At 71.9% G+C, this 12587-nt stretch carries 11 protein-coding genes; 3 read left to right on the forward strand and 8 right to left on the reverse strand.

Going from position 1 to position 12587, the window contains the following annotated elements:
* Positions 1-14: 14 nt before the first annotated feature.
* The 5 genes from F6J84_RS14035 to F6J84_RS14055 form a co-directional block, all read right to left on the reverse strand.
* On the reverse strand, positions 15-788 hold the full coding sequence (locus tag F6J84_RS14035) for an alpha/beta fold hydrolase (RefSeq protein WP_150974403.1): 774 nt from the start codon (positions 786-788) through the stop codon (positions 15-17).
* On the reverse strand, positions 785-2731 hold the full coding sequence (locus F6J84_RS14040) for a lyase family protein (RefSeq protein ID WP_238702523.1): 1947 nt from the start codon (positions 2729-2731) through the stop codon (positions 785-787). The genes F6J84_RS14035 and F6J84_RS14040 overlap by 4 nt, the downstream gene beginning before the upstream one ends.
* Positions 2721-3290: a protocatechuate 3,4-dioxygenase subunit alpha gene (gene pcaG, locus F6J84_RS14045; RefSeq protein WP_150974849.1), complete on the reverse strand. Its 570-nt coding sequence runs from the start codon at positions 3288-3290 to the stop codon at positions 2721-2723. Before pcaG ends, F6J84_RS14040 begins: the two co-directional genes overlap by 11 nt.
* 98 nt (positions 3291-3388) lie before the next feature.
* Positions 3389-4207 carry a protocatechuate 3,4-dioxygenase subunit beta gene (pcaH, locus tag F6J84_RS14050; RefSeq protein WP_150893778.1) on the reverse strand — a complete coding sequence of 273 codons (819 nt, stop codon included), beginning with the start codon at positions 4205-4207 and terminating at the stop codon, positions 3389-3391.
* 88 nt (positions 4208-4295) lie between these two features.
* Entirely contained in the window at positions 4296-5051 is a 756-nt protein-coding gene (locus F6J84_RS14055; RefSeq protein ID WP_150893776.1) for an IclR family transcriptional regulator, read from the reverse strand.
* Positions 5052-5106: 55 nt separating this feature from the next.
* On the opposite strand from F6J84_RS14055, the gene F6J84_RS14060 reads away from it, so the two are divergent.
* Positions 5107-5859: an IclR family transcriptional regulator gene (locus F6J84_RS14060; protein WP_150974404.1), complete on the forward strand. Its 753-nt coding sequence runs from the start codon at positions 5107-5109 to the stop codon at positions 5857-5859.
* Positions 5860-5965: 106 nt separating this feature from the next.
* Entirely contained in the window at positions 5966-7156 is a 1191-nt protein-coding gene (locus F6J84_RS14065; RefSeq protein WP_150974405.1) for a 4-hydroxybenzoate 3-monooxygenase, read from the forward strand.
* A gap of 71 nt (positions 7157-7227) precedes the next feature.
* Here F6J84_RS14065 and F6J84_RS14070 read toward each other — a convergent pair whose 3' ends face one another.
* The gene (locus F6J84_RS14070) at positions 7228-8421 is read right to left on the reverse strand and encodes an MFS transporter (protein WP_191905691.1); all 1194 of its coding nucleotides are present in this window, start codon (positions 8419-8421) and stop codon (positions 7228-7230) included.
* 213 nt (positions 8422-8634) lie between these two features.
* Between F6J84_RS14070 and F6J84_RS14075 the strand changes: the two genes are divergently transcribed.
* Positions 8635-9960 (forward strand): NtaA/DmoA family FMN-dependent monooxygenase, encoded by a 1326-nt coding sequence (locus F6J84_RS14075; protein WP_191905692.1) that lies wholly within the window; start codon positions 8635-8637, stop codon positions 9958-9960.
* Between the two features lie 57 nt (positions 9961-10017).
* Here F6J84_RS14075 and F6J84_RS14080 read toward each other — a convergent pair whose 3' ends face one another.
* Together F6J84_RS14080 and F6J84_RS14085 are read right to left on the reverse strand one after the other, a co-directional pair.
* Complete coding sequence (locus F6J84_RS14080) at positions 10018-10857, reverse strand: SDR family NAD(P)-dependent oxidoreductase (protein ID WP_150974408.1); 840 nt, start codon at positions 10855-10857, stop codon at positions 10018-10020.
* Between the two features lie 121 nt (positions 10858-10978).
* On the reverse strand, positions 10979-12580 hold the full coding sequence (locus F6J84_RS14085; protein ID WP_150974409.1) for an ABC transporter substrate-binding protein: 1602 nt from the start codon (positions 12578-12580) through the stop codon (positions 10979-10981).
* Positions 12581-12587 lie beyond the last annotated feature (7 nt).

Below are 12587 nucleotides of genomic sequence, written 5' to 3' on the forward strand. Positions count from 1 at the left end.
CCTTTCGGGGCGGATCAGAGGCTGTCGAAGAAGGCGCGGAGGGCGGATGCGGTCGCCGCCGGCTGCTCGGCCGGCGGCAGGTGCGCCGCATCCTCGATCACCGCGACGGCACCCCGCTGGACGCCTTCGGCGATCTCGACGGCCTTCGCCTCGGGCGCGACCTGGTCGGCTCGTCCCCAGATCGCACGAACGGGGACGCGTATCTCGGCGAGACGGTCGCGTACGTCGTAGGCCGCCAGCGCCTCGCAGCACAGGGCGTATCCCTCGTCGTCGGCGCCCTGCAGCGCGTGCAGGAGGCGGCCGCTGAGTTCGGGCTCACGCTCGATCGAGCCGGGGGCGAACCACCGCTGCGCCGACCCGATGATGAGCGAGGACGTGGACTGCGCGCGCACCTGCGCGGCGCGCTCGTGCCACGCCGCCGGATCCCCGAGCTGCGCGCCCGAGGCGACGATGGCCGCGCCCGAGAGGAGCTCCGGATGCCGCAGGGCGAGCTCGAGGCCCACGGCGCCACCCAGGGATACGCCCGCGTACAGCATCCGGTCCGCGCCGAGGCCCCGGACGGCCTCCGCGACGGCGTCGGCGAGGTCGGCGACGGTGAAGGGGGCGGTCGGGGCGGGCGAATCGCCGTGCCCGGGGAGGTCCCAGGCGACGACGCGGTACCTGTCGCTCAGGAGCGGCGCCGTGGTCTCCCACAGGATCGCGGAGGTGCCGAGTGACGGCCCGAGTACGAGCAGCGGCGCGTCGGCCGCGCCGACGACCTCGGTCAGGGCGATCTGCGGAACGGTCACGTCAGTCCTCCGGTTCGGTGGGATTCGTTGTTGTCCGGCCGGTTCTCGGGATCCGCCGGGCGGGCCTCGGGATCCGCCGGGCGGGCCGCGGGATCCGCCGGGCGGGCCTCGGGATCTGCCGGGCGGCCCCCGGCAGAACTCCTGCGATCCGCGGGGGCTACGGGGGTATCCGCCCGGAAAGGTGGTGGTTCTGCAGGAGTTGTGCCGCCTCCTGCCGCAGCACCGGCCCCAGCCACCCCGGCGGTACCACCCCCGGGACCCGGACCACCCGCGGCACCGGCCCACGACCCGGCGCCGCCGCCGGCGGCACCAGCTCCGGCAGAACTCCTGCGATCCGGGGGGTCTACCGGGGCGTCCCCGCCGTCGAGCGGCTGTTCTGCAGGAGTTGTGCCGTCCGTAGCCGCGGCACCGGAGCCGACAGACACCTCGGCCGCCGCACCGCCACCCGCACGCTGGCCGAAACGGCCACCCGCGCCCGCACCGCCACCCGCAGCAGCACCCGGGTCGGGGTCAGGGTCGCGGATGCCGCGTTCCTCACCGAGGGCGGCGAGCAGATCGCGCACGGCGGCGTCCGTCAGCGCACCCGCGGCGCCCGTGTACTGCGCGGGATCAAGCAGCACGTCGACACCGTCCGCCGGATGCGCCGCGCCGGGCAGGGGATCGACCGCCGCCTCCAGCGCCTCGACGACGAGGGCGCGCAGGTCCCCACCCCGCCCGGTATCGGCGACGATCTGCGCCACCACGTCCTTGCCGAGCAGCGGCGTGAGGACGAGCGACAGCCGCTCCGACACGATGAGCCCCTCGGTGAGCCCGAGGTTCCGCGCGACGGCGTCGCCGTCGACGCGAAGGCCCGCGACGAGCCGCGCCGCCGTCGCCGTCGCGCCGAGCGCGAGACGCAGGAGTTCGCGCAGCGTCGGCCATTCCGCGTGCCAGGCCCCGTCCGGACGCTCGTCTGCGGCGAATGCCGCGGCCAGGTGCACCGTGGCCGCGAGGTTGGGGGCTCGCAGCGCCGCGGAGCGGATGAGGACGGATGCGGCGGGATTCTGCTTCTGCGGCATCGCGCTCGAGCCGCCACCGGTGCCCTCGGCCAGCTCGCCGATCTCGGTGCGGCTGAGCGTGGCGACGTCGGTCGCCATCTTGCCCACCGCGTCCACGGTCTGCACGAGGGCGTCGGCGAGTTCGGTGACCGGCCATCGCGTGACGTGCCAGGGGGCGTCCGGCGCGGCGAGACCGAGCTCGGCGGCGTAGGCGGCGGGCAGTTCCGCGGCCGCCTCCGTTCCGCCGATCTCGACGAACGAGGCGAGCGTTCCCCCCGCTCCGCCGAGCTGGGCGGGCAGGGCGGCCAGCGTCTCGTCGAGCCGGAGCCGGGCCCGGCTCACCGCGCGCAGCCACCCGGAGGCCCGCGCGCCGACCGTGGTGGGCACGGCGTGCTGGGTCAGGGTGCGGGCGGCGGCCACCTCGTTCCGGTGCGCGGCCGCGAACTCCGCCAGGTGCTGCTCGGTCTCCCGCAGCGAGGCCCGGATCCGCTCCCCGGCACGCCTGGCGACGAGCATGAGCGCGGAGTCGAGGATGTCCTGACTGGTGGCGCCGCGGTGCACCCAGCCGCGCACATCGAGCGGCGCGCGCTCCTTGAGCATGCCGACGAGCGGGATGACGGGGTTGCCCCCGGCGACGGATGCTGCGGCGAGTGCGGGCAGCGACAGGTCCCCGGTGGCGCAGGGCTCACCCGCCCCGACCCAACCGAGGGCGGTCGACAGCGCCGCCATGTCGGGCGCTGCACCCACGCGCGCCCACGCCCGGGACAGAGCCACCTCGGCGGCGACGAGCGCGCCGAGCACGGCGGCATCCGTCACCTCCGCGTCGGCTCCGACGGTCACCGGGGACAGCAGCCCCTCGTCGATCACGATGGCGGCGTCCCCGGCGTCCGGTACGTCAGAAGGCAATGAACACGGTCTCCTTCTCGCCCTGCATCCGGATGTCGTGGTGGAGGTATCCGTCGGGCGTGCGCGTCGCGATGAGCGTAGCGCGCTCGTCCGGGGTGAGCGAGGAGAGGAACGGGTCCGCCTCGAGCGCCGCGGTGTCGTCGGGCAGGTAGATCCGCGTGTGCAGCTTGTTCGGCAGGCCACGTGCGAAGACGAGCACCGCGAAGAACGGGGCCTTGCCCGGTTCGGTGGGGCCGGGGTTGCGCGTCCAGAACTCGTAGTGGCCCTCGTCGGTCGTGAAGGACCGGCCGAAACCCGTGAAGGTGTGGTCGTCGCGACGGCGCGAACCGCGGGCGCGGGAGATACTGCCGTCGCTGTTCGCACCCCAGATCTCGACGCACGAGTCCGGGATCGGCGCGCCGCCACCGTCGTACACGGTGCCGGAGAGCACGATCGATCCGGGCGAGTGCGGGAAGGCGACCTCGTGCATCTTCGGATACTGCAGACCGAACGCGTAGAACGGGCCGATCGTCTGACCGGCGGTCGCCTCGAGAGTCGGCTCGCCGTTCCGGCGGGACATCTCCGCGCGGGCACGGGCGATGCCCTCGTTGCGGAACTCCTCGGTCACCGAGGGCAGGTCGCTGAGGGCCCCGGACGGGTTCGTGGTCGTGTCGCTCATCAGTGCTCTCCCTCGGGCTCGAACCAGGTGGCGTCGGGACCGTCGACGACGATGTCCCAGCGGTAGCCCATCGAGAACTCGGGCACCGTGAGGTCGTGGTCGTAGGTCGAGATCAGCCGGTCGCGGTCCTTCTGGCTGCGGATGGTGTTGTAGATCGGGTCGAGCGCGAACAGCGGGTCGCCCGGGAAGTACATCTGCGTGATGATCCGCTGCGTGAACCCGGTGCCGAACAACGAGAAGTGGATGTGGGCCGGCCGCCACGCGTTCACGTGGTTCTTCCACGGGTAGGGGCCCGGCTTGATGGTGGTGAAGAAGTACTCACCGTTGTCGTTGGTGACCATGCGGCCGGCGCCCGTGAAGTTCGGGTCGAGGGGGGCCGGATGCTGGTCGCGCTGGTGGATGTAGCGTCCGGCGGCGTTGGCCTGCCACACCTCGATGAGCTGGTTGCGCACCGGGCGCCCCCAGGCGTCGAGCACGCGGCCGGTCACCGTGATGCGCTCACCCAGCGGCTCACCGGAGTGCTGGAGGGTGAGGTCCGCCTCGATCGCGGCGACGTCGCGCTGACCGTAGGCCGGGGAGTACAGCTCGATCGTCTCGGGATCGACGAGCCGCGGGTTCTTGGTGGGGTGGCGCAGCACGCTCGAGCGGTACGGGGCGAAGTCGTACAGCGTCTTCGGCACGGCTTCGCCGCGCTCCTCGCGGGCCGCGGCATCCGCGTGCAGCTCCGCCATCTCGGCGTTGATCTCGCGCTGCGACGGCATGTCCGGCGACGCCAGCAGCGACTCGGGCGCCGCAGCGGTCGGCTGATTCTCGGTCATCGGTGTCCCCTTCGACGTTCCCATGCGGGTCCGTTCAGGGTGGCACCGCGGTCACCCCGCACCGAAACAGATTCTCAGTGAGTGGGAATCAGGACTGACGAAGCGCACGAGTCAGGTCCTTCGCGGCCTGCATGACGAGGGGGCCGAGCCGGCGATCGTCCTGACTCTCATCGAGGTGGGCGACGACGCCGAGCGCCGTCGCCGGCAGGCCCGGCACGGACCCGAGAGGAGCGGCCACGGAGATGTTCCCGAGGGTCATCTCCTCGCGCGTCGTGGCATAACCCCGGATGCGGGACCGCGCGATGTCGGCGCGCAATCGCGTCGGGTCGGTGATGGACAGGCGCGTCTCCGGGATGAGCGGAGCCTCCAGGTATGCGTCGAGCCAGGGCTGATCGCGGGTCGTGAGCAGCGCCTTGCCGACCCCGGTGGTGTGCAGCGGGTGCCGCCCCCCGCTACGCCCGAGCGTCGGCACGGATGCCCGCCCGGTCAGCCGGCCCGCGAAGACGGCCATCGCGGTCGCGGGCGTCGGGTCGTCGAGGACGGCCAGGTGCACGTTCTCGCCGGTCGCCTCGTAGAGCCGGACCATGTGCGGCAGGGCGACCTCGCGCAGGCGGTGCGCGAAGGGCGACAGCTCGCCGATCTCCCAGAGCCGCATCCCCACCGTGTAGCGACGGCCGGGCGCCCGCGCCAGGACGCCCTCCTCCACGAGCTGCGCGAGCAGGCGATGCGCGGTCGACAGCGAGAGGCCGGCGTGGCGGGCGAGCTCCGCGGCGGTCTGCGCCGGCTCGTCCTCGGTGAAGGCGGCCAGCACACGCATCGTGCGCCGCAGCACCCCCTCAGCCATGGACCGAGGCTACCCGCATCCGCACGGGCGGGCGGGCACATGAGAAGCTGAGCGCATGGCGAATTCGCCCAGCGGCGACTCGATGACCGACCGGATCGTGCGGGTGCTCGACACGTTCACGTCGGAGCGCACCGTCCAGACCGCCGCGCAGATCGGGCGCCGTGCCGGGCTGCCCTCCTCGAGCGCCCACCGCATCGTCGACGACCTCGTCCGTGCCGGCTTGCTGGAACGGGACGAGGACCGGCGGCTCCGTCTCGGGCTCCGGCTGTGGGAGCTCGCCCTCCGCGGCTCGGCCGCGCTGCGGCTGCGTCAGGCGGCGCTGCCGCACATGGAGTCCGTGCAGAGCGTCGTCCGCGAACACACCCAGCTGGCCGTGCTCGAGCAGGAGGAGGCCCTGTTCCTGGAGCGGCTGTCACACCCGGAGGCGGGCGCGAACATCACCCGCATCGCCGGACGCCTGCCCCTGCACGCGTCCTCGTCGGGGCTCGTGCTGCTCGCGCACGCACCGCGCGCGCTGCGCGACCGGGTGCTCGCCGAGCCGCTCCGCCCGCTCACGACGGAGACCGTCACGGATGCGGCGGTCCTGCGCCGGCGGCTCGCAGCCATCCGGGCACAGGGGTTCGTCGTCACGCCCGGATCGATCGAGCAGGTGTCGACGGGCGTCGCCGTGCCGATCCGGGAGGGGGGCGAGGTCATCGCCGCCCTCTCGGTCGTCCTGCCGCGGCAGACCTCGCCGGAACCTGCACTCGCGGCGCTGCGGGCGGCCGCGTCCGGGATCGAGGCCGCACTGCGGGAGGACCGGCGCTGACGACCCCGGATGCCCGTTCAACGGGAATCCGCCGGGCATCGTGGACCGGACCGGGCACACTGGGCGGATCACCGCCGTCCCGCATGGACCCGTCGAAGGAGACGTCATGACCACTTCCGCCGAACGCACCCGAGTCGCGATCGTCGGAGCCGGCCCCGCCGGGCTCCTGCTGTCGCATCTGCTCGCCGCATCCGGGATCGAATCCGTCGTCGTGGATCAGCGCTCCCGCGAGGAGATCGAGAACACGATCCGTGCGGGGATCCTGGAGCAGGGCACGGTCGACCTCCTCGCCGCCACGGGCGCGTCCACCCGCGTCCTGACCGACGGGCACCGCCACGACGGGATCGAGTTGCGCTTCGCCGGCGAGGGGCACCGCATCGACTTCCCCTCCCTCACCGGACGGAGCGTCTGGCTGTACCCCCAGCACGAGGTGCTGCGGGACCTCGTCGCGACGCGCCTCGCCGACGGCCAGGACCTCCGTTTCGGGGTCACCGTGGACCACGTCGCCGACGCCGCATCCGATCGTCCGCGGATCGTGGGCACGGACGGCGAGGGGCGGCCGTTCGAGATCGAGGCCGACTTCGTGGTGGGGGCGGACGGTTCCCGCTCCGTCGTGCGGGCCGCCGTCACCGGCTCCTCGACCGGGGGCTACTTCCGCGAGTACCCGTTCGCCTGGTTCGGCATCCTCTGCGAGGCGCCGCCGAGCTCCGAGGAGCTCATCTACAGCAACTCCCCGAACGGTTTCGCGCTGATCAGCCAGCGCAGCGCCACCGTGCAGCGCATGTACTTCCAGTGCGACCCGGAGGCAGACCCGCACGCACTCGACGAGGAGGCCATCTGGGCGGAGCTCCAGTCGCGCGTGCCCGGCACGACGCTGCAGGAGGGACGCATCTTCCAGCGCGACGTGCTCCGGTTCCGCAGCTTCGTCGCCCACGAGCTCCGCCGCGGACGCCTCGCCCTGATCGGCGACGCCGCGCACACCGTTCCCCCCACCGGCGCCAAGGGGATGAACCTGGCCGTGGCGGACGTCGTGCTGCTGCATCGCGCGCTCACGGCACTGCTCGACGACCGCGACGAGCGCCCGCTCGAGGCCTTCGCCGAGGTGGCGCTCCGCCGCATCTGGAAGGCGCAGCACTTCTCCTGGTGGATGACCAGCATGCTGCACGTCGCGCCGGATGCCTCGGACTTCGATCGACGTCGCCAGGAGGGCGAGCTGCGCTCGGTCGTCGAATCCGAGGCCGGTCGCACCTACCTCGCGGAGGCGTACACCGGCTGGCCCTTCGAGACCCGGCTCTGACCCCCGGCGCGCGCCGGCGCGGCCGGCTGGCCCGCCCGCCCCAGCCGCGCGGGCGAGGGGGCCGGGGCCGCTCAGTGCCGGATGCGGGCGGCCACCGCACTGCCGACCGTGCCGAACAGCACGACGGCCACGGTGACCGTGAGCAGCGGCGCGGTCCAGCCACCGGTGAGCTCGTGCAGGCCGCCGACGACGGTGGGTCCGATCGCGGCGACCGCGTAGCCGAGCCCTTGCACGATGCCGGACCGGCCGGTCACCTCGTGCTGCGTGCCGCCGAGCGCGCTGATCATGATGAAGATCACGGTGAGACCGCCGCCCTGCGCCGCGCCGCCGATCACGCACCACAGCGCCCACAGGTCGGGCGCGAGGAGGAATCCGACGGGTACGGTGAGCCAGCCGATCGCGACGGCGAGCACGCCGGCGAGGATGCTGGACCGGGATAGGAGCGGCAGCAGGAGGGCGCCGACGATGCCCGCGACCTGGAACAGCGCCGCGATCGCCCCGGCGGCGGCCTGGCCGAACCCGCGATCCAGCAGCAGCGTCGGCAGCCACGCGGTCATCGCGTAATAGGAGAACGCCTGCCCGGCGAACGCGGCGCCGAGTGCCCAGGTGCTCCCCGCGCGGAGCACCGACCGGCGGGGCGCGGCGTCCGCATCCCGGACCGGGGTGGCCTCGCGTCGTGGCGTGCAGACATCGCGGAAGCCGAGCAGCGCGACCCAGGTGCAGACGGCGGCGACGCCGAACGCGGCCCACAGTGCGATGGCCGCGCGCCAGCCGACGACGTCGGCGAGCGGGGCGGTGGCGAGCGTGACGGTCATCGTGCCGACGTTGATCGCCGACGTGTACACCCCGGTCATGACGTGCACGCGGTGCGGGGGGAACTCGCGGGCGATGACGACCGGCACGACGACGTTGCCGATCGTGAGGAACACGCCGATGACGGCGGTGCCGACCAGCGCCGTCCCGAACCCGCCGGCCGAGCGGATGAGGCAGCCGACGACCGCGCCGAGCAGGCCCACCGCGAGGGCGAAGTCCGGGCCGCCCCGGCGGACGACGGCGACGGCCAGCGGCGAACAGAGGGCGAACGCGAGCACCGGGATGCTGGTGAGCAGACCGAGCGCAGCCGCCGACACCCCGAGATCCGCGCCGACCTGCGGGGCGACGGGCGCGACCGCGACGATCGGCGAGCGGAGCATCGCGGCGGCCAGCGCGATCGTGACGACGACGAGCACGATCCGCGTGGTGGCCGGGCGAGAGGTCGGGAACATCCTGGTCACCCTATGCCCGGTGCGCCTCATCGCAGCGAGCAGGCGGCATGCACGCCGTCGACACCGGCGAAGTTCGCCTTCCATCGGTCAGAACGGACGATGGAACGCGAGGCGGCCGCTTCCTACGGTAGTCGCGGGCCGGGTATCTACCCGCGACCCATCGAGGCATGGCTGAGGAGGCCGATACGGATGACGCCACGCACGAATCGTCAGATGACACTGACGTTCTTCATGACCGCGTTCGGATATCACAACGACGCGTGGATGCACCCGCGCAGCAATGCGGAGGAGATCGGCAAGCTGTCGCTCATCCGGGAGATGGCGCAGGCCGCCGAGCGGGCGAAGCTGGATGCCGTCTTCATCGCGGATAGCGTGAGTGCCCACCCGCTGTGGCGGGGCGCCTATCGCGGCGCGTCGGTGTACGAGCCGGTCGTGACGCTCGCCGCGCTCATCGGCTACACGGAGAAGATCGGTCTCATCGGCACGCAGTCGACGACGTTCAACGAGCCGTACACCGTCGCGCGGCAGTTCGCCGAGCTCGACGTGCTCAGCGACGGGCGGGCGGCGTGGAACATCGTCACCGCGATCAACGGCAACGAGAACTACGGGCGCGAGCTACCGCCCAAGGACTGGCGCTACGACCGCGCGACGGAGTTCGTCGACGTCGTGAAGAAGCTGTGGGACTCGTGGGACCGTGACGCGATCATCAACGACCACGAGCGTGGCCGCTGGGTCGACACCGAGCGGATGCACCGCATCAACCACGTCGGCGAGCACTTCCGGGTGGAGGGTCCGCTGGCGATCCCCCGCTCGCCGCAGGAGCGCCCTGTCCTGGTGCAGGCGGGGCAGTCGCCCGCGGGGCTCGAGCTCGGCACGTCCGTCGCCGACCTGGTGTACGCGGTGCAGCCCGAGTTCCACAACGCCGTCGAGTTCTACCGCACGTTCAAGGAGCGCGTCGCGGCGAAGGGGCGGAACCCGGAGAAGGTGCGGATCCTGCCCGGAATCATGCCGATCACGGGCCGCACGCAGAAGGAGGCCGAGGAGTTCGCGAAGGAACTCGAGGACAGCATGCACCCGGGCAACAGCCGCGCGCTCATCGAGGGCTTCCTGGGCATCGACATCAGCGACCTCGAGATGACCGACCGCATCCCGCAGGAGCGGTTCATCGACGACCCGGAGCGCATCGAGCGGTACAAGCTGTTCCGCGACCTCGCGAAGGAGCTGAGCGTCCGTGACCTCATGGTGCACATCGCCCGCGCGGTGGGGCACCGGGTCATGATCGCGACGCCGGACAAGATCGCGGAGTCGATGATCGAGTGGTTCGAGGGCCGCGCCTGCGACGGCTTCAACCTCAACATGCCCTCGATCCCGGAGGGGATGAACCGCGTGTTCGACCTCGTCGTCCCCGAGCTGCAGGAACGGGGGTTCTTCCGCACGGAATACGAGGGCGACACGTTCCGCGAGCGCTCCGGCCTCGAGGTCGAGGAGGACGACCTGCAGCGGTTGCGGGCGACGTACCGCACGTACGCGGGGGCCTGACCGGCGATACGCCAGAGGGGGAGGACCGGTTCGGTCCTCCCCCTCTGGCGTATCCGCTCAGCGCTCGGCCGGACGCCCCACCGCGTAGGGGCTGAACCCGCCACCGTCGACGCCGATCGTCTGCGCGGTGACGTAGCCGCTGGCCTCATGGGCGAAGAACGCGACGACGTGGGCGATGTCCTCCGGGGTGCCGACCCGGCCGACCGCGATGCGCTCGCTCATGCGTGTCATGGCCTCGGTCCGATCCTCCCCGGTGCGGCCGAGCATGGAACGGCTGGTGGCGACGAGCCCCGGGCAGACCGCGTTGGCGGTGATCCCCCAGCCGGCAACGTCCATCGCGAGCGCACGGGTCATCCCGAGCACGCCGGCCTTCGACGCGGAGTACGCGGTCGAACGCCCGGCGGCCTCGACGCCCGCCATGGACGAGATCGTCACGATGCGGCCATACCGCCGCTCGCGCATGAGCGGCACGGCCGCGCGCGCCATGAGGAACGCGCCGGTGAGGTTCACCCGCAGCTGCAGGTCCCAGGCCTCGAGCGGCACGTCCACGACATCGGCGCGGTCCGCCCCCTGCGGTGCCGCCGCGTTGTTCACGAGGATGTCGAGCCGTCCGTAACGCTCCTGCACCCCCGCCAGGATCCGCTCGACGTCCTCGGGCGACCCGACGTCGCCGAGCATCGCCTCGGCGGTGCCGCCCGCATCCTGGATCTCGGCGACGAGCTCGTCGAGCCCACGGTCCTGGTCGGCCGTCTGCCCCGCGTTGACGACGCCGCCGGGTTCGCGGTCCGTCACGACGACGGTGCGCCCCTCGGCCGCCAGCCGCCGCGCGATGGCAGCCCCCATACCGTCGGGTTTGCCGCAGCCGGTGATGACCGCGACTGGTGCCTCGTTCGTCATGTGTCTCCTTCTCGTCCGGGCGGTTGCCGATGCGCATCCGCCTCATTCTCGGATCCGCCGAGCCCCGACACGACGGCGGGGCCGCGGGCATTCCGCCCACGGCCCCGCCGGTCCGGATCGCTCAGCCGACCCAGGTCATGTGCGTCCACGGCGGGTTGTTGGTCTGCCCGACCGCATCCGTCAGCCCCTCCCACCGCACGGAACTCACGGTGTAGTTGGAGCCGTGGGTCCACGCCAGCGGCAGCCAGTGGGCGCTCGCGACCGCGCGCTGCTGAAGCGTGCGGAACTGCGCGGCGCGCTCGTCCTGGTCGAGGGTCGCCAGCGCCGCAGTCGCGGCCTGGTCGAGCTGCTCGTCGCAGACGCCGGACGGGTTGCTCACCGGGATGCGGTTGGGGTTGCAGGTGAGCCACCGGACGACACCGATGCTCGGGTCGGCCCCTGCCACCGAGCGCATCAGCATGATCCCGAAGTCGCTCTGCGCGAAGACGGATTCCATGAACACCGGCTCCGCGGTGCCGAGGAGGTTCGCCCCGATACCGACGTCCTGCAGCGAGGACTTCACAACCTCCGCCGCGGCGGCGACGTCGCTGAGCGCGGAGATGTAGCGGATGTCGAGCGTGAACCGGGTGCCGTCGGGGCCGACGGGATAGCCCGCCGCATCCAGTCCGGCGTTGATCGCGTCGATGTCCCGTTCGAAGGACTTGTCGAAGTCGACGGAGTTGTCGACTGCCCACGTCATCCCCTCCGGGAACACCGTCGTGGCCGCCTCGCCCAGGCCGTGCAGGCTGAGGTCGACGATCGCCTCACGGTCGATCGCAGCGAACACCAGCGAACGGAGTTCGGGCGTCGACAGCTCCGGCAGCGAGGCGTTGAAGCCCGCGTTCACCATCTGCGGGAGGGCACCCCGCAGCACCAGCTCGAGGCTGTCGCTCGCCTCGACCTGGTCCTGCTGCGACGGATCGACGACGGCCGCATCCAGCTCACCCGACTGCAGCGCCATCATGCGGGCGTTCGGGTCGGTCATGACCGGGTAGATCGCGCGATCGACCTCGAAGTCGCCCCGCCACCAGTCCGGGTTCTTCACGAGCACGATCTGCTCACCGGGGCTGAACGACTCGAACATGAGCGGACCGGTTCCGATCGGGGCCATGTTCGCGGGATTCGTGACGTAGTCGGTGCCCTCGTAGATGTGCTTGGGGACGAGAGCCTGCTGCGACAGCGCCGCCAGGAACGGCCCATACTGGTTGGCCAGGTTCAGCACGACGGTCGTCTCGTCCGGCGTATCGATGGACGCGATCGAAGCCGAGAGCGGCTTGCCGAACGTCTGCAGCGGCATGATCTCCTCGAAGTTGAACTTCACGTCCTCCGAGGTGAACGGCTCGCCGTCATGCCACAGCACGCCTTCTTCGAGCTCGAGGGTGACGGTCGAGCCGTCCTCGCTGAACTCCCACGACTTCGCCAGGCCCGGCATGATCTCGTACCCGTCGTTCAGCTCGACGAGCGTACCCAGTACCGAGAAGCCGAAGCGCAGCGGGATGGGGCCGCCCGCGAACTGCGGGTTGAGGCTGGTGGGGTCGGCGCTGACCGCTTCGATGTAGACACGTTCCACGTCGTCCGCCGGGGCGGGCGCGGACGAATCGCCACCGCCACTGCAGGCCGCGAGTGCCAGCATCGCGGCGGTCACACCGACCGCGGCGATGCCGCGCAATGATCTCATGCTCATCTTCGAG

Source organism: Microbacterium caowuchunii (assembly GCF_008727755.1).
GTDB lineage: Bacteria > Actinomycetota > Actinomycetes > Actinomycetales > Microbacteriaceae > Microbacterium > Microbacterium caowuchunii.